The sequence below is a fragment of the Enterococcus sp. AMC1252 genome (assembly GCF_058216515.1).
Genome location: NZ_CM177097.1, coordinates 3,796,509 through 3,813,679, shown reverse-complemented (window position 1 = coordinate 3,813,679; position 17,171 = coordinate 3,796,509). Strand labels below are relative to the sequence as shown.

Annotated in this window: 16 protein-coding genes; 3 read left to right on the top strand and 13 right to left on the bottom strand. The window is 34.7% G+C overall.

Going from position 1 to position 17,171, the window contains the following annotated elements; translation table 11 throughout:
• Positions 1–466 precede the first annotated feature (466 nt).
• From AC4BB5_RS17950 to AC4BB5_RS17940, 3 genes are all read left to right on the top strand, one after another.
• Positions 467–1,300, top strand: coding sequence for an isocitrate lyase/PEP mutase family protein (locus AC4BB5_RS17950; RefSeq protein ID WP_490457399.1), 834 nt, complete (start codon positions 467–469; stop codon positions 1,298–1,300).
• A gap of 15 nt (positions 1,301–1,315) precedes the next feature.
• Positions 1,316–2,362 carry a bifunctional transcriptional activator/DNA repair enzyme AdaA gene (locus tag AC4BB5_RS17945; RefSeq protein WP_490457398.1) on the top strand — a complete coding sequence of 349 codons (1,047 nt, stop codon included), beginning with the start codon at positions 1,316–1,318 and terminating at the stop codon, positions 2,360–2,362.
• Between the two features lie 203 nt (positions 2,363–2,565).
• A complete protein-coding gene (locus AC4BB5_RS17940; RefSeq protein ID WP_490459096.1) occupies positions 2,566–3,525 on the top strand; it encodes a GH25 family lysozyme in 960 nt (319 codons plus the stop codon).
• Between the two features lie 79 nt (positions 3,526–3,604).
• Here the strand turns inward: AC4BB5_RS17940 and AC4BB5_RS17935 are convergent, their stop codons facing one another.
• The 13 genes from AC4BB5_RS17935 to essB form a co-directional block, all read right to left on the bottom strand.
• Positions 3,605–5,233 (bottom strand): TPM domain-containing protein, encoded by a 1,629-nt coding sequence (locus tag AC4BB5_RS17935; RefSeq protein ID WP_490457397.1) that lies wholly within the window; start codon positions 5,231–5,233, stop codon positions 3,605–3,607.
• Between the two features lie 28 nt (positions 5,234–5,261).
• Positions 5,262–6,119, bottom strand: coding sequence for a hypothetical protein (locus tag AC4BB5_RS17930; protein ID WP_490457396.1), 858 nt, complete (start codon positions 6,117–6,119; stop codon positions 5,262–5,264).
• A 100-nt stretch (positions 6,120–6,219) separates the two neighbouring features.
• A complete protein-coding gene (locus AC4BB5_RS17925) occupies positions 6,220–6,492 on the bottom strand; it encodes a hypothetical protein (RefSeq protein ID WP_490457395.1) in 273 nt (90 codons plus the stop codon).
• A 459-nt stretch (positions 6,493–6,951) separates the two neighbouring features.
• Positions 6,952–7,491, bottom strand: a complete 540-nt coding sequence (locus AC4BB5_RS17920) for a hypothetical protein (RefSeq protein WP_490457394.1) — start codon at positions 7,489–7,491, stop codon at positions 6,952–6,954.
• Between the two features lie 54 nt (positions 7,492–7,545).
• Positions 7,546–7,959 carry a hypothetical protein gene (locus AC4BB5_RS17915; RefSeq protein ID WP_490457393.1) on the bottom strand — a complete coding sequence of 138 codons (414 nt, stop codon included), beginning with the start codon at positions 7,957–7,959 and terminating at the stop codon, positions 7,546–7,548.
• The gene (locus tag AC4BB5_RS17910) at positions 7,949–8,422 is read right to left on the bottom strand and encodes a hypothetical protein (RefSeq protein ID WP_490457392.1); all 474 of its coding nucleotides are present in this window, start codon (positions 8,420–8,422) and stop codon (positions 7,949–7,951) included. Before AC4BB5_RS17910 ends, AC4BB5_RS17915 begins: the two co-directional genes overlap by 11 nt.
• The gene (locus AC4BB5_RS17905) at positions 8,412–9,050 is read right to left on the bottom strand and encodes a hypothetical protein (RefSeq protein WP_490457391.1); all 639 of its coding nucleotides are present in this window, start codon (positions 9,048–9,050) and stop codon (positions 8,412–8,414) included. Before AC4BB5_RS17905 ends, AC4BB5_RS17910 begins: the two co-directional genes overlap by 11 nt.
• A 13-nt stretch (positions 9,051–9,063) precedes the next feature.
• A complete protein-coding gene (locus tag AC4BB5_RS17900; protein ID WP_490457390.1) occupies positions 9,064–10,215 on the bottom strand; it encodes a hypothetical protein in 1,152 nt (383 codons plus the stop codon).
• Between the two features lie 4 nt (positions 10,216–10,219).
• A complete protein-coding gene (locus AC4BB5_RS17895) occupies positions 10,220–10,675 on the bottom strand; it encodes a hypothetical protein (protein WP_490457389.1) in 456 nt (151 codons plus the stop codon).
• A 14-nt stretch (positions 10,676–10,689) separates the two neighbouring features.
• The gene (locus AC4BB5_RS17890) at positions 10,690–10,959 is read right to left on the bottom strand and encodes a hypothetical protein (protein ID WP_086314735.1); all 270 of its coding nucleotides are present in this window, start codon (positions 10,957–10,959) and stop codon (positions 10,690–10,692) included.
• Between the two features lie 16 nt (positions 10,960–10,975).
• Entirely contained in the window at positions 10,976–11,440 is a 465-nt protein-coding gene (locus tag AC4BB5_RS17885) for a hypothetical protein (protein ID WP_490457388.1), read from the bottom strand.
• Between the two features lie 11 nt (positions 11,441–11,451).
• A complete protein-coding gene (essC, locus tag AC4BB5_RS17880; RefSeq protein WP_490457387.1) occupies positions 11,452–15,942 on the bottom strand; it encodes a type VII secretion protein EssC in 4,491 nt (1,496 codons plus the stop codon).
• Entirely contained in the window at positions 15,943–17,169 is a 1,227-nt protein-coding gene (essB, locus tag AC4BB5_RS17875) for a type VII secretion protein EssB (RefSeq protein WP_490457386.1), read from the bottom strand. It abuts the gene before it with no gap.
• Positions 17,170–17,171 lie beyond the last annotated feature (2 nt).

The following is a 17,171-nucleotide window of genomic DNA, read 5'->3' as shown; positions in this document are numbered from 1 at the left end:
GGATAAGTATCTCGAAAGGAAATTCAGAATCTCGACAAAAATAGTAATAAAGAAGCCAATTTTTCAACACAAAATAATCACAATTACAGGTTAAGATAGTTTTATACCAAACAACCCTAACAAAACACTTTTTTCATTTTTTAACTCCTTTTCCCGCTCTTTCCCCGAAGAGCGGGTTATTTATTGTGAATCACTACGACTGGCTTTGCCAGAGTAGATGATGAACAATACTTGGCGAACGTAGTGAGAGAAGTGACCATATCATTGAATTACTCCCTCAATAAAATATAGAGAAGTATATCCAGAAAAAAATAGTGTGGCTGGCTACGCCAGATTAGAGGAAGGAGTGAAAAAGAATAGTGGCGTACTTAAAACTTAAGCTTAAAAAAATAAAAAATTGATGTTCATTTTTCGAAAGAACCTTCTAAAAATTAGCAGTAAAATTAAGACGTAAAAGAAGGGATCGATGAAAATGAAAGAAACAAAAGTGACACGATTCAGAACAGCGCATAAAAAAGAAAAACCACTTATTCTACTAAATATCTGGAATGCAACAAGTGCCATGGAACTGATACAAAAAAAGATAACGTTACTTCCAACTGGCAGTTATGCAATGGCTGACTATTACGGATATCAAGATGGTGAGAAACTACCTTTTAAAGAAATTCTGACTTTTATAGAACAACTAAATAGAGAAGATCGCTATATTACAGTAGATATTGAAGCTGGGTATGCATCCAATCTAAAAGATTTAGCTTTAAATATTGAGGAACTTGTTACCAATGGAGCAATCGGTATCAACATCGAAGACAAAAAAACGGGTATGAACACACTGTACCCTCTGGAAGAACAATGCGAGCGGTTATTTTTCATCAAGCAAAAACTTAACACTATGAAAAAAGATCTATTTATCAATGTTAGAACTGACATGTACTTTATGGGAGATCTTACACAGAATAATCAAAGCGAACAACTGCTAAATCAAACGATCACTCGAATCAAAGCCTATGAAAAAACAGGAATCGATGGTATTTTTATACCAGGATTAAAAAATAAAGAACATATCAAGAAAATCGCGGCTGAAACAACATTGCCGATCAATATCATGTTAGATATCAAAAAAGATTCCATTACAGACTATCTAAATATAGGAATTTCAAGAATCAGCTTTGGTCCTTCGATCTATATGATTTATAATGAAAGTGAAAATACTGACTTAGATGCATTTTATACATCGTTATTGGCAGATTTAGCTGAGCTGGAAGAACAAGATCGCATTGAATTATTCAGATTAAAGTAGAAAGGGGAATGTCCAATGATCGGTGAAAAAGAAAAAAAACAGTATTACAAAGCACTGCTTGCAAAAGATTCTACATATGACGGAATTTTCTTTGTCGGTATTAAATCAACTGGGGTTTTCTGCCATGCCACATGTCCGGCAAGGAAACCTAAATATGAAAACTGTACCTTTTACGAGACTGCAGAAGAAGCTCTTTTATCTGGCTATAGACCATGTAAACGATGCAAGCCATTATCTTTTCCAAGAGAGATCCCGCCATTCGTTCAGAAAATGGTGGAGTTAGTAGAAGAAAATCCAGAGAAGCGTTGGAAAGATCAAGACTTCGCTGAATTGGGCATTCACTCGATGACGGCCAGAAGGCAATTTAAAAAAGTCTACGGTATGACATTTGTTCAATATGCACGATCAAGAAGGATGGGAATGGCCTTGAAATCAATCAAAAATGGAGAAAAGCGAATTGATACCCAGCTGGATGTTGGCTATGATTCACCCAGTGGTTTCTACGATGCTTTTTCAAAAATAATGGGGAGAAATCCGAAGCAATCAAAAGAGATCAAAGTATTATCAGCAGATTGGGTCGATACGATTTTAGGACCGATGATGAGTATTGCGGATGACGAGTACCTATATTTACTAGAATTTGTTGACCGACGCGGTTTGGAAAGGGAAATCGAACGACTGCGAAATCGAATGAATGCTTCAATCGTTCCAGGAAAAACCAAAATCAACGAGCAGATAAAAGAGGAACTGGATTTGTATTTTGAGAAGAAACTGGATGAATTTAGAACGCCGTATCTGTGTTTAGGTTCTGACTTTCAGAAAAGTGTTTGGCAGGCTTTAACAGAAATCAAGCGTGGTGAAACTTCTTCCTATAAAGAATTAGCGCAAGCAATCGGAAGTCCTAATGGAATGCGAGCAGTTGGAAACGCGAATGGTGCGAATCAATTAGCAATCATTATTCCGTGTCATCGAGTGATTCAGATGGATGGTAGTCTGGGTGGCTATGGTGGAGGCGTGGAGCGGAAGAAGTGGTTGTTGAAACATGAGCGTGAGTATCATTAAATTGGTCATTAAGCGTATGTCATTTTCCTTTGTTAGAGGAAAATGACATTTTTTTTAATCATCGTTATTTTAAGTAAATTCAAAAAAATACATAAACCATACTATTTTGATCTAAAAGAGGTATAAAAAGATGTTATTGTAAAAGTAAGCTAAAGTGATTTATAAAAAAACTGAAAGAAAGAGTGGTTACTATTTTGAAAAAAATGTTATTAAATGTATTATTCATTTGTCTAGGCAGTGTAGCTTTGTTTTCTACAAGTATACAAGCATCAGCACAAAAACTAACCATCAATGAAAAAAATAATCATGTTATGGGAAATAATTTAAAAAAGGCAGAACCTTCTAAAAGAACGCAACAAGCTAGCTTGCCTTACACACAAGAGCTCCTTCCAAAAGCTGACTTTATCGATATTTCTTCTTGGAATGGTGAGATATCTGTAGAATCATATAAAAAAATGAACAAACAAGGGGTTAACGGTGTAGTCGTAAAACTGACAGAATATACGACGTATAAAAATCCATTTGCGAAGATCCAAATTGAAAATGCAAAAAAAGCAGGTTTAACTGTTTCAACGTATCATTATTCTTGGTTTGTGGATGAACAAAAAGCAGTAGAAGAAGCGAATTACTTTGCGGATTTTGCGGAAGAACTTGGATTGAATCCTGATACAGTGATGGTCAATGATGCCGAAGAAGGAGAAATGATTCCAGCAGACGTAACGATTACTTCAACAGCTTTCAAAAATCAATTAAATAAACGTGGGTTTAACAATGTGATCCATTATAGTATGGCAAGCTGGTTTACGAATAATTGGTTGGAATTTCCAGTATTAGGGAAAGAGAATAGCTGGGTAGCGGAATGGCCAAAATCACCATCGAATGAAAATCTATTACACTCAGATACAGCTGCATGGCAGTGGAGTTCACAAGTAGAATTTTCAGGTGTGACAGGTGTATTTGATGCGAATGTGGATTATCTTGGTCGATTTACGGATACTCTTGAGTTTAAGCTAGGAACGGATATAAAGCCGATCCAGTATTATCAAGGGGAAGAAGTAGCATATCAAGGGAAAAAATATACAGTGACTCAAACGCATAAAAATTACGGTGATCCTAGTAGTGTCCCAGGAATTGCTGAAGCATTGTTTGTAGCGAAAAGGTAAGACTGAATTAATAAAGAAGAGCGGAGAATAGTCAGAAAAAATCTGATTATTCCTCGCTCTTTTTGCAATTGACTACGTTTTACCACCCACCAGAAAAACCGCCACCGCCTGATGAACCGCCGCCACCAGAGCTACTCCCGCCACTTCCAGAAGAGTCGCCAGAATCACTACTTCGATAGCTCGAGGCGCTAAAATGTTGTAACGTTTGATACTTCGAGAAATTCATACCAGGTATAGCGCCAAGAAATAAACATTTATCAAGATCCATGATCGCTTTTTGATAATAGTTCGATTCGATTTTTTTAAAATCCTTCTCGCCTTTTTTAAAAGCATCAGGCAATTCACGTTCAAAGTTATCAGCTTCTTTTAAAAAATCTGCTTTACTGGTATCTTGCCCTTTTAGTAGGTGATATGAAACGAGTAATACTAGCAATTTTTCTTTTTGCTTTGTGTAAAATGACTTTGGAACTTGTTCTTTTACATAAATTTGTACAATCTTTCTCGTTTGCATAAAAGCAACTCTGGCTTGAACGATTTTTTGTAACATTTCTAAGTAGTCATTATCTGATTGCTTCAGTTTCGTTTGTAGTTGTTTTGTTGCTTCTGTGATATTCTGCGGTTCTGTTAGGAAATCGCCTAAACTCTGAGAATACTCTTCATAATAGCGTTCGCTGACGTCTAAACACATGGTGCAATACGCTAGCTTGTTTGCTTCGGTAAGGTGATGCATACGATATTTACCAAGTTGTGCGGCATGATCTATGACATCACTTGTAAATAAAATTTTGGATAAATAACGACGCAAAAATGTATAGTTCCCAAAATTAGCTAGAATCAATCTCCAGATAGGTGCTTCTCTAAAATAAATCATAATCGATCTTTCTCTCACCGCTACTTTGCCTAGCCAACGTACCTGTACCTCTTGGATCGAATCAAATAGGGGCATCTTTAAAAGTCGCTTTTCTAAGAAACTCCTAAAGGAAAAGAAGCCAACAAAAAGACCCAAAGCAACCAACATTGATAGGATAAAATGATCCATGATAAAAGTAATAGCGCTCCAAATATAGTCCAAAAAATTCTTTTTTGGTTCTACATAGTGGTATTGAGAATCACCATAAGCATTACTTGCTTGTTCCAGATCCTGAACTTCCTTTTTCGCCGCTTCATAATTGCCATACCGTTCATTCACGATCGTTATAATATTGTGGCTGATGATGTTTAAACCTTGATCATACTTTTCTTCGCGAAACAATTGTTCCACGCTTGTCGGTACAATGTCACGCTTCATACTATCTGTAATTACGTCTTCTACACCATAGCCAACTTCTAAACGATACTTCCGATCAGATACTGCAATAACAAATAGAAAACCGTTGTTTAGGTCTTTATCACCTACGCCTAACGTTTGGAATGTTTCATTTGCGTAGGTTTCGATCGTTTCGTTTTTAGGTAATTTTTTGATGGTTTTTAGAACGAATTGCGGGCTGCCAGATAGTTGTTTGAAATCTGCTTCGTTGGCTTGGATGATGGTTTGTTTTGTTTCCTCGCTTAATAGACCCGCTTGATCGTCGACGAAGAAACTTTCGGCGAAGCTGGTTTGTGGGGGGGAGAGAGTGAATAGGAAGATTGTAGTGAGGAGTAGGATTGTTTTTAAAAAGTTTACTTTGATAAATTGTGTGTGTGTTTTATGTGTGTGATTTGAGTTCATGTTGCTCCTTTTGATTGTGTTGTTTAGTTTAGGTGTCTAGAAAGATATTGCTACTTTTTCTTTGTTCCTCTTTGTATTCTTTAGATTTAGAGCCGTACCATAATTTTTTCTCTACTTTAAATTTTTGTCTAAATGCTTCTGAAAAATAGTTTAGGTAGAATAGCTTTATATAAGATTTATAGATACTTGTCCAAAGAAATCCAGCTATAATAATAATTATTGGGAAAAACCATAATAGAATCAAATAGAAGTTTTGTTTCAAAGCACCATCATTTTGGAAAAGTACGCTGTATATCATAGCTATTGAGAAAAAAATCCCGATTAACTCTCGAATTTTTTTCCAATTTTTTGATATAAAATCTTCTTCTTTTTTTTTCCCATAGAGCAGTTCATGAATATTTTTTTTCGTTTTAAAAATGATTAAAAGAATGCTTATAATGAACAATACTGAATAAAAGTAACGTAAAAATTTGACACTGATAAGAAGTTGACTAACAATAAAGGATAAAGCATATAAAATTATAGTTATTGCCATTAGCCATTTTGCACTGAACAGAGATAACTTTATATTTCGTTTTCTTCTATAAATGGCACCACCGAAAGTCAAAGTGAAAAAAAGTATACTAGAAATTATAAAAACTATTGACATGGGAGCAACAAAATACTGATACTCATTAGTAGAGTCTAAGGTAATTGTAGCAGAGTGAAAATGTGTAATGGCGTATTGAGAGAAGAAACCTAACATTAATAGTAATATAGAGAAAAATCCTCCCACAAGAAATCTTCTGAGAAAACTGAATTTTTCACTCATTTCACAACATTCTAAAGCAAAATATTTGGTAGCTATTTCTTCTATAGCGTTAAATTTTAATTTTTTTGTAGTCATATAATATTCTCCATCATTAATATTTACCAAGCAAATGATTTACATAAACTATTCCAAGCTTTGTCAGTAAGTTTTTGTGTCCGAAAGTAATGCCGAACAGTTACTTATTAGATTCTTCAATTTCATCTTTATAACTAATCATAATATTATTAACTTCTATTTTACTTAAATCCTCTCCAAAGTAGGAGTCTTTTTTAGGAGATAACTTAATGTTTTTAGCTCCCCAAAAAATAGGTACAATAGTTTTAGTAGAAAGTATTTCATCATTTTCATCCTTTCTATCAATCGTAGTTAAATCTAAATGGTATTCGAAAGAAATATTTCCGATTCCTCTATCAGTATTGTTTACCAAATACAGTAATGTAATGAACATTTTATTTTCTTTATCATAAGTTCCTCATCCATAATTGTAGAAATTGGTAAATCTTGTACTGCTATTTCTTTTGATTAAATAGCAATTTTTTGTTTTTTTGAATCTTTAACAAGTAATCATCATATATCTTAGGAATAAAGAATGTATCCTCTTTTAATTTAATGTTTTGACGTTCTATGTCTATAGAACTCACCTTTAATTTTAACATAAAGAGTAAACTTATATTTTCATTCGAGACAAAAAGTCAAAAATTACTTAAAATAGTAATTTCTAACTCCGAAAGGGAATAAGTTATTAAACTTTTTTTTCAAGTGGACCCTTCAAAATGATTTTCAATTTTAGGAATAGTTTGCGAAGAATCAGATTTATAAGCTGAGAATATTAGTGATATATCTGAGATAATTCGGTTGAAGTGAAAAACTGTGCAAATATCAAAAATGCGATATTTGCACAGTTTTTCTATATTTTTTCTGTTTCTATCTTAGTTACCTTATTGTCTTTTAATTCTATAGATAAGTATACATATCCTTTTTCCAATTTATCTTCCCACCTCAATGCAATTAGCCCATTTCCATCCTTTTTCATTTTATCTGGTTCTCCAAGTTCGTCGATAACCTTAGAGAATGGATCTTTTTCCGCTATATTTTTAATCTTTTTTTCTTCAGGCATTGTTAAATCAGCGCTGTTCATTCTCATAAACCTTAATTCATTTTCTTCTGGAGAGTATGTTAAATTCTGAATATAATCTTTTGAAACAACTAAAATTTTCTCAATATTTCTATCTTTAGCTTTTTGGAAAGTATACTCTTTTTTTTTAGCAAATTTTCTCAATGACTCAATGTTGGTTTTTTCATTTTTTGTGGAAATATCCATCGTTTTAAAAATGTCTGGAAAAGATGCATATGTTTTCTTATTGGATGATACAAATATCCATCCTCCAATAATAGCAACAAGAGCAATGCTAATTAAAGTAATAATAAAGACGTTCTTATTTTTCAATATTTTCTCCTTTTTTTTGCTATTCAATATTTTATGATTTACTTAGACCTATTCTTACTGCTCTCTCTTCTTCTTTTCTTCGTATTCTCTCCGAACGTCTTTTATATAAGAGTAGTGACGAAATAACAAAATAATACCACATACAATGAGTATCAATTCTAAATTTCCCCAAGTAAACGAACTATAACTAGAAAAAATATTAGTGAAACCAGAAGCTAAACAGCAAACAAATATCCACCATGCAGTTGAGTTTTTTGGGAGTTTTTTTTCTTTATTTACTAACCAAAACATTACGATAGTCTGAATAATCGCACGAATAAGCATTCCGCTTAAGAGTAGTCCGTATAAATAGTGTTGACTCCTTGCCCAAAATCCAAAAATAACATTGAATATTGTCATTATTACTTGAACGAAAAGAAGAATATCAGCAATAGTATCTAGTCTATCTCCGGGATGTTTACTTTGCACTATCTTGTAGCTCCTTTTCAGATAGTTCATCTGTATCATAGTTTATTTCATTACAATAGTGAATGATTAATTGGTAGTTATCGTTTGTTAATTCTTGGTTATCATATCGATCGTTTCCAAAATCGATTAAATCTAATCGCACATCATTTGGAAGAAGTTCTTCATAGCAATCTTTATTAGTTCTTAAAGCACCTGTGAAGTATTCTTTTCCAAATAAAGATAATGTAACGCCAAATTCAATTTCTTTGACTGGTTTCTCAGTTTGATTAAGTAGAGCATACTCTAATACCATGTTTTCATTTTTAATAGTTATATTCCCAGTAATGATGACTAATTCATTTGATGGGAAAATTCCTTTGTTCTTTTTAAAATAATCATCCCAAGCTGTAATGTATTCTTGATTATCAATCATAGGATGACAATCAGTATTTTCTTTTAAATACTTTGCCCAATCAATTTTCATTTGTATTGTTCACCTTTTTTCCATTTATTTCTAGGTCTTTAATTTCAAATGTAATATCAGAGCCAGTGTTTTCTTTTAATCTATCAAGGTATTCTATTGGAGCACTAGCAGAAATAGTTCTAGGAGAAACTCCATTTATAGGAAGATTAGGAAAATCATCACCTTCAAAATTGACATTGATAAATTCATTTTCTTCAATATTTTTAAACTTAGGCTTTACTAACATTTTTACGCGACTGATATTATCTTTTGAAGAATTAATGAAGAATACGCCTAATGTATAACGCTCTTCTTCTGGTGAATAGTGCATAGAATAAGTTAATATATTGATTTTTTTATTGGGATCAACCTTAGGTTCTGCTGTTAATAAGGCTTTTTCGAAGAAATCATTTTCTATAAAAGTAGTAATATCTTGTTCAGATTTTTTGTTATTTTCAGATAAGAGTATTGTATATTTTCCTACTTTATATCCATTTTTTATTGCATCACTTTGTTGTTCAGTTAAAGTATCCTCAATGTTTTGAGTACTAGATGTAGTAATACTATTCAAATTATTTTTCTGACAAGACGCGAGTAAAATTATTAGTAAAAACAATAGAATATAATCAATTTTTCTATTTTTAAGCATTTATTTCTCCTTTTTATAAGCCACTATCAAGATCTATAAGTTCCTTCTTACTTCCTGAAATACCAATTCCTACTAGTCCAGGGATACCTACATCAAAACCATCAGTTCCCAATTTTGCCTTAATTTCTCCAGATAATAAAGAAAGGTCGAGTTTAGCACTGACTCTATGCAAGTCGTCCTCCCAGAAAACGACTTCATAGCTACCTTTTGCGGCACTGCCTCCTAAAGCAAGCTCTGCGCCTTTTGGGTTAATGGTTCCTTTTAATGAAGCATTACCAACAGACCATGAAGTGTCTCCTAAATCTACAGAAGTAAGCCTACCTGATGCAGAACCACTCATTCCCATCCCAGGTTTTAAAGAATTTTTTCCAGAACCATTCATATCAATATTGGATGACATCGATGGCTTAAGAAAATTAGCACTTACAGAACCATTTACATCTAAGAAAGTGACTTTTGATTCGTTAGTATACAAAATTTTATATTTTCCATCTTCAAATATTAATTGTGCGTCTTTTCCTAATATATCTAATGGTTGAGTTGGTAAAGGCCAAGATTTCATATTTTTAAATACATAATATTCACGTAAAACGTCTATTTGTTCATCTGATAAATTACGATACATTTCTCTTATTTTTTCTTCAATTTTTTCTGGCGACCATAATTTATTTAATCTTACTTCTCTTTCCAATCGTTTGTTGCGACCATCAATAACTCCGGGAATATTGTCAATATTCCCAGCTTTACCTATAGCTTTTAGTCCTGAGTTTAATCCTGGTGCAGTAAGAGAAGATGCGCTTTGTATTTTACTTTTATATTGACTTATAATACTCTTCAATTGCTTTACTTCATCAGAACGAGCTGTGATTTTTTCTTTGATTTCACGATCATCGGTTTGAGCTTTCTCATTAGCATCTGTTAAAGCGGTTTTGATACCTGTGACATACTCATCCAGTTTTGTAGTTAATGTTGATGGTGATGAAGCGCCAGAAAATTCTTCTGATAAAGTTCCCTCAATAGACAGTTCACACTCCTCGATTAAAGTATCGATTTTTGTTGCTAGCTTTTCGGATGATGTATAGTAAGAATCAATATTCGTAGCAATGTCCGCTATATCCGTATTATACTGTTCGATTGCCTCACTTAAAAGCTTTCTTTCTCCCATTTTGTTACCTCCAACTAGATATATTTGTTTCTGAACTAATTACTTTATTGATATAACTATCTAACTCTTCAAAAAGTGTAGCATCACCAATAATTTTTTTAGATAAAGCTTCAAAAAAAACTGTAATCTCATTCATATATACAAGAAAATTATCAACATACTCTCTATAACTTTCATAAGATTCAGATTTCCAATCTTTTTCTGTTAAGGAATTTTTTTTAGATTCTATTAATTTGACACCTTCTTGCAGTTGGGTTAATCCTAACATAATATTCGTACATATTTCTGTCTCGATCTTTCCTTTGTCAATTAATATTCCAGCTCCCATTTCATAAGATGCTTTTGTTTCAGAAATTTTTGGTTTATATCCCCCAGCATATGAAGGTGTAGGTTGTGTGATGGAATGTGTTGGTATATAAACTTTATTCACAGCATCACCTGTAGTTGGACTTTTTCTCATATTATTACCTCCTATTATAACGATTCAAAGCGGTCATAAGCAGCTTTTAAAACACTAAGTACTAAGTCATTATATTTGTCAGTGGGAGCAATTACATCTGATTTAATAATATTCATTAATTCTTCAATACTTTTTCCAGCTTCGCCTTTATAACCTTTGTTCTCTACACCTTCAAGAGCTTTTTCTATATTGACTAACCCATTATGAATACTATCAAATCCATTTTTTAAGCCATCTCTTTGTTCAGATAATTTATCTGTTTCAACTTTTAGTTCGTATCCCATTACTGCACTCCTTTAATTAAATAATTGAATTTAATGCTTGTCTAAATTGAAATTGTGTATCTGTTAAAGTAGTCATTGTTGAGCTCAATTCTGAACGTAATTTTTCAATTTTTTTGTCCAATTTCGTTTGTGCTTTAATGCTTTTGTCCCACGCTCGTTTTACCGCTTCTCTTGCTGACTGACCATCCCCAATAACTGCGGAAGCTTGTGCATTAACTTGAACCATATAATTCCCTTTTAGATCTTCAGTATCAATTTCATTAAATTTATTTTTATTAGTGTTCATTAAGTCACGAAAATTTTGATGCGTTGTATCTAGAGTTGTGACATTACTATCTAAAAAAATTTTTTTCATCGTTAAAAATTCAATTTCAGTGGTCAAAGAGGCAATATCTGCCTCCATTGCTCGAATTTCTGGTTCATATACATTTCTAAGATTTTGACGCTCTACATTTTTTTCAGCTTCTGTTTTTTTTGCCATAGAATCCTCCTTTAAAATAGTGTTGGTAATTTAAGAATAGTTGCATAATCATCTTCTACAAAGTAAGCTTCTTGATTCGTTAATGCAGGTGATTTGTAGTTCAAGTTAGCAGCTGTTAATAGACTTTGGTCTGAATATTTCATAAATAGTAAACCATGTTTATTTTGTTTTAATAACTTAGAAAAATCATCATAGTTCGCGCCATAATCGTTAGCTGAGCCAAAAGTAATGAATTTAATTGAATCATATTCTTCATAAAGTTCAATATTTATCTTAGCTAAAGTATCTCTTGTTTTAGCACTAAAATCATTAATGTTTGCAATCAAAATATAATGATTCATTTCAACATCGGTTCTATTTTGTTCTTTTAGAGCGACTTGTTCATTTCTAATGCCTGTTAAGAGTTGTTCCATTCCCTCAAGTTCTGAAACATAGCTAACCACTGAGCCGCTTAAATGTTGATACGTTTGTCGACTAGTATCAATTACATGTAAATAATTAACTGGATTGACTTGATTCATACGGTTAATTTGTGTAATAAAGAGTTTCATTAAGCCTTCGGTATCTTGTTGACTAGCTCCTACAACTGTTAGATGTTCTTCTTTAGTTGTCAACCAAGGAACTACTTCAACTGTGTCTAAATCTAATCCTAAAGGTATATATTCGTTTGAAGCAGGATGTTTTCTGTCTAAAATACCTTCAAAATGTTCATATGTTAATTCTTCTGGCACCATAGGAATCGGTTCAGGTCTAGCCCCAGTCCAATGTTCATCCATTTGGCTAACTTCTTCTTGAATCGCTTCAATAATTTGTAACGTATCTTCACCATCTGATGGAAGGGCAGTCTGGAATAATTCTGGTTCTTCCAACTTAATCAAGCCACGACCAGGTAAGTCATCGATGGTCAAAGTTGTTCGTCCAACAATCGCTCTTGGCTCTGAATCATCAATCATTTTCAATACAATTTGCGTTTTGATATTACTTGAAAGAGTCGCTCTCATTGAATTTTGTCTACCTGCGGATAGAAGTAAATGAATCCCAATCCCAGCACCTTCACGAGCCACTTGTGTAATAACCTTCTCAAGAATCTCTTCAAACTTCGCACCTTTCATTCCTTCAAAACCATCTAACAAGATCAAAATAATTGGTTCTTCTTTCCCACTAGCTCGCTCATACATATCTAAACTTGCCACAGAAAACTCACTCAACAATTTCTTCCGACGTTTCAACTCATCATTGATCCGTCTCGCAAACTTCTCAATTTTCTCTTCTTCATCAATACTCATCGTATCCGCCACATGCGGTAATTTCTTCAACGGAAGTAAACCATTCGTCCCAAAATCAAGCAAGTAAACATTCAACCGCTCAGGACTATGCACACGCGCCAAATCCATCACAACCGTCTGCATAAACGTACTCTTACCATACCCAGGACTACTAAACACGGTCATATGACCTTCTTGCGTCATATTCAAACGCAAGGTATTCTGCGCCTGCATACTCGGCACATCCACCACACCCAAAACAGGTTCAAGCGGCTGTTTCTCTGTTAACCATTCTTCTCTAAAATCAACTGGATGAAGGGTAGAAGAAGCAATCCGTTCTTCCAACGGTGGTAACCAAGGACGTGGAAGTGGTGTGATATTTTCACGTTCCGCTACTTCATGAATCCCATCAATAATGGCATCCAATTCCGTCGGAATCTGTTTCACATCATCCGCATTTTCCAAGCCACTTAAATCTTCACTTAGAATCTCATACTGACCAAGGTCGTTAACCAAGTAAATCGTATGGTCCTCAATTTGTTGGTCATCTTTCTCAGGCTGATAATCAGCTCCACTCCAAGCACTTTGGAACAATTCATAAATCTCATTATTCCCAACTTGCAAGTAGGCACGCCCAGCTTGGGTGATTTCCGCCGCATCAGGTGTTTTCAACATTTCCATCGAATCGGCTTTATCTGCCACTTTCAACGCTAATTTAAATTTCGAGTTACTCCAGATTTGGTCATTTACTACACCACTAGGTTTTTGTGTCGCAAGGATCAAGTGAATCCCCAACGAACGCCCAATACGAGCAGTGGAAACGAGTTCTTTCATAAACTCAGGCTGTTCTGATTTCAACTCCGCAAACTCATCACTGATTAGGAAGAGGTGAGGCATAGGTTCAGAAACATCGCCATTTTTATATAATTTTTGATATTGATTGATATGATTCACGTTATTCTCCGAGAAAAGGCGCTGACGGCGTTTTAGCTCGGCATTGATCGAGATTAAGGCACGCATACTTTGAGCGCCATCTAGGTTGGTAATACTCCCTAATAAGTGAGGCAGATTACGGAACAAGTTCGCCATACCCCCACCTTTGTAGTCAATCAGTAGGAAAGCCACATCATAAGGATGGAAATTTACCGCTAAACTCAAAATATAACTCTGCACGATCTCCGATTTACCAGAACCCGTTGTCCCAGCGACTAACCCATGCGGTCCGTGGGCTTTTTCATGTAAGTTCAAGTAGACGATATCGTCTTTTCCACGTAAACCAAGCGGTACAGCTAAGGTTTTATGTGGCGAATGTTCCGCCCAACGTTGGGTCACATTAAACTCGTCAAATTTTTCGATACCGTACATTTCTAGGAAAGTAACGGCTTCTGGAATACTTGATTTCAAATTTTGTAAGTGATTCAATGGTGCCAACAATCGTGGCAATTGCTCTTTGTTAAATTCAGCAGGGAAGTGATCCAATTGGAATGACTTGTTCATCAATTTCCCTTCTTCCAACAAAAGAACCCCTGTATTACGGTCACGGATATCGATCACGGTTTTGATATTATCCGATAAACTACTCATAACATCTTCCACGAAAATCACGCTACAGCCTAATTCGCTTGGATCTTCATTGAAGAATTCCATGATGACATGATCCAAAATCAACTTCTCATCGGTGATCATTACCACATAATGAGGGGAGAAGATCGTACTATCACGGCTATTGCGGTTTTCTTCCATGGAATTTTTACGGTTTTTCAAGATTTGATTCAAACTATTCAAGACTTGGTCACGGCTACGTTGGTTATAGACAAATCCACGCACATTGACATCTTGCATCGTAGCATGAGGCAACCAACGCATCCATTCCCATAGGTCTTTTTCCGCTTCAGGGAAAATCGAGATAAATTGTAAATCATGGTAACTATGGAAGACAGATAATTGATTGACTAGCAAATGAAGTTGTTCTAGCACTAAGTTTCTAGGGCCAATATACCCAACAGGTCCATTGACTAAATTCGCCACAATTGGCATATCTTCTAGCTCTAAGCTCTTCGTATAAAGCTCATAACCGCTTTTTTCTAAATCATCCGTTTCTTTGCCGCGTTCTTTGTTAGAATAGGTAATTTCACTTGATGATTGCAATGTTCCTAAACCTAAACGATAGAAGAGGAAGTCAAAGTGCAACGGCGTTTTTTCATAAATTCTTGGGCTATAGGTTTTCGTCATATCCAATAATTCTGAAACATTTGGATAGTGGTAGAGTTGTCCTTGCTTTTGTTCTTGATTCAGTTGGTGTAACTCTACCGATTTATCCACTAAATATTTCTTATAGCTGACTTCACGGTCGATCAGGCTTTGTTTGTGTTCTTTTTTTCCTTTAAAGTAATTCGTGATTGAGAAAATAATCGTGATCAAGGTCGTTGCGGCACTGGCTAATACGAATAAACCATTCGGTCTGAAAAAGGCCATTGCCACAGTGACCATCAACATTACAATTGGTGGTAAGATCGTTTTGATCAGTTGGTCTTGTTGCTTATTGTTTGGTTCGCTTGGGGCGTTGATCATCATTTTTTCTTCTGGTTCACGGTAAATGATCCGCGGTGAGCGGTGGAAATCTGGGTAATCTTCATAGACATCATAACGAGAGGTGTAAATTTCACATAAGTCAGATTTCACGATCGTGCCTTCTGTTGCGTGGATTTCATGCGTAAAGATTTTTAATGTATGGTGTAAGAAAGACAGTTCGTCTCCTTTATGCAATACATAGTCGGTCTCGGTAAATAACTGGTTGTTGATCATTAATTCACCGGAGATACGTGTCAAAACCCACTGATCGTCTTGTTTTTTCAAGATAGCAGAAAGTGGCTCAGCTAAATGATCATTTGGTAATTCAAGCGTTGCGCCTTTATCGGTGCTTAAAATGATTTCTTTTTTGTCTAATAAATCAAAGATATGGAGCTTCGTCTTAGGTGCTAAAATAACAGTCACTTCTTGTTCATCTGATAAAGAGAAGGAGAGAGGTGTAGCAAAATTTAAGACATATTCAGTCTCTTGGTGCGTTAACACCCATTTGTCCTCTTTATTTTCGATCGTAAAAGTATCTGTTTCTGTTACAAGTGGCAAGTGAAGCGCTGCTTGATTGTCCGGCCCAATCTGTTGGACTTTTTCATCATCAAGGGTCAATTGATAGCGATAGCCTTGAAGGTAGATGATGGCTTGTGTCTTAGTCATCTAGTTTCCCTCCTGAGCAGTCGATCCTTGTGTCTTTTCTGCTTCTTCAGCAGCATTTACACTTTCGTCACGTTTTTCTTTGTATTTCTTATAGTCGGCTTCTAATTTGCCGATCGTTTCTTCTTTTTCAGTTCCGGTCATTTTTGTATCTTTGCGAACTTGTTCGATTTTTTGTGTGATTCCATATAAAATCAGATCGGAATCTTCTAAGTTTTTCGCTACATCTAGGGCTTCATCAAGATTTCCACGGCCGTTTTCGATCCAGTAATCTAAATAATTTTCGTCAGAACGTAGTGTTACGTTATTTAAAATGACTTTTTTCTGTTGTTCTTGTAAGGCTTCTCCTTGAATGAAGCTAAAAGCTAATTCATATTTTTGTGTAAATGGAATTTTGGCTGTCTTAACAGGTTCCAATGTTGTGATCACAGCTTCGTAGTCATTTTTCAAGAAGGCTGTGTCTGTGTCTTGCATACGATCTAAAAATGGCAAGCGGAAAAAGAGTAGGTAAGCTAAAGGAATCACTAAAAAGACGGATAAAACAGTCATCCAAATCGATAGTTGTTTCATAATTTGGAATTTTGTTTTGCTGACTTTTTTGATGGTTTTTTGCGTGCGTTCTACTGTATGGTCGTAGTTTTCTACAAGATACTGTCTGATCTCTTCAAAACTTTCTTTTTTAAGGATTGTTTGGATAAATTCTGAGCCTTTTTTGATTTCTAGTTGTCCTTCATAGAGTTTTGAAAAATCTTGTTTCTTTTCAAACAAGGCTACGATCAAGCTTTTGTATTGTCTTAAAAGCAATTCGTTATTCGTGACAGTTGGCGGCATTTTGCCTTCTAATCCTCGGTAAGCGACTTTTGGCAGTAAATTGTAATCAAATAAAATGTTTTCTGGATGAATAAAGAAGGTTAATGGTAGATCCAGTAGTTGTTCGATAGCGGCCATATTTGCCATGGCACGTAATTTTTCTTCTTTAGAAGCTGCTTTTAATTCATCAAAAGTGATGCGCTCTTTTGGCAGTTCATAAGTAAATGTCACTGCATCTTCTTCCCAGTAAATGCTAGTATCCATCAATAATGGGTGAGCGACTTTAAGTAAGGCCAAGTCTTTTTCTTCAGGGACTTGAACTTCTGATTTTCTTAAGGCTAGCGTCCAATTTTCTGCTGTTTTGTTAAATTCATATGTGTGTTTTTCAATGATTACGTCTGTTTTTTTCATTGTCTCCATCT

Excerpts from the sequence above, each read along its gene's own strand:
- AC4BB5_RS17950 (WP_490457399.1), top strand. The coding sequence starts at position 467 with ATGAAAATGAAAGAAACAAAAGTGACACGATTCAGAACAGCGCATAAA.
- AC4BB5_RS17945 (WP_490457398.1), top strand. The coding sequence starts at position 1,316 with ATGATCGGTGAAAAAGAAAAAAAACAGTATTACAAAGCACTGCTTGCA.
- AC4BB5_RS17940 (WP_490459096.1), top strand. The coding sequence starts at position 2,566 with ATGTTATTAAATGTATTATTCATTTGTCTAGGCAGTGTAGCTTTGTTT.
- AC4BB5_RS17935 (WP_490457397.1), bottom strand. The coding sequence starts at position 5,233 with ATGAACTCAAATCACACACATAAAACACACACACAATTTATCAAAGTA.
- AC4BB5_RS17930 (WP_490457396.1), bottom strand. The coding sequence starts at position 6,119 with ATGACTACAAAAAAATTAAAATTTAACGCTATAGAAGAAATAGCTACC.
- AC4BB5_RS17925 (WP_490457395.1), bottom strand. The coding sequence starts at position 6,492 with ATGTTCATTACATTACTGTATTTGGTAAACAATACTGATAGAGGAATC.
- AC4BB5_RS17910 (WP_490457392.1), bottom strand. The coding sequence starts at position 8,422 with ATGAAAATTGATTGGGCAAAGTATTTAAAAGAAAATACTGATTGTCAT.
- AC4BB5_RS17905 (WP_490457391.1), bottom strand. The coding sequence starts at position 9,050 with ATGCTTAAAAATAGAAAAATTGATTATATTCTATTGTTTTTACTAATA.
- AC4BB5_RS17900 (WP_490457390.1), bottom strand. The coding sequence starts at position 10,215 with ATGGGAGAAAGAAAGCTTTTAAGTGAGGCAATCGAACAGTATAATACG.
- AC4BB5_RS17895 (WP_490457389.1), bottom strand. The coding sequence starts at position 10,675 with ATGAGAAAAAGTCCAACTACAGGTGATGCTGTGAATAAAGTTTATATA.
- AC4BB5_RS17890 (WP_086314735.1), bottom strand. The coding sequence starts at position 10,959 with ATGGGATACGAACTAAAAGTTGAAACAGATAAATTATCTGAACAAAGA.
- AC4BB5_RS17885 (WP_490457388.1), bottom strand. The coding sequence starts at position 11,440 with ATGGCAAAAAAAACAGAAGCTGAAAAAAATGTAGAGCGTCAAAATCTT.
- essC (WP_490457387.1), bottom strand. The coding sequence starts at position 15,942 with ATGACTAAGACACAAGCCATCATCTACCTTCAAGGCTATCGCTATCAA.
- essB (WP_490457386.1), bottom strand. The coding sequence starts at position 17,169 with ATGGAGACAATGAAAAAAACAGACGTAATCATTGAAAAACACACATAT.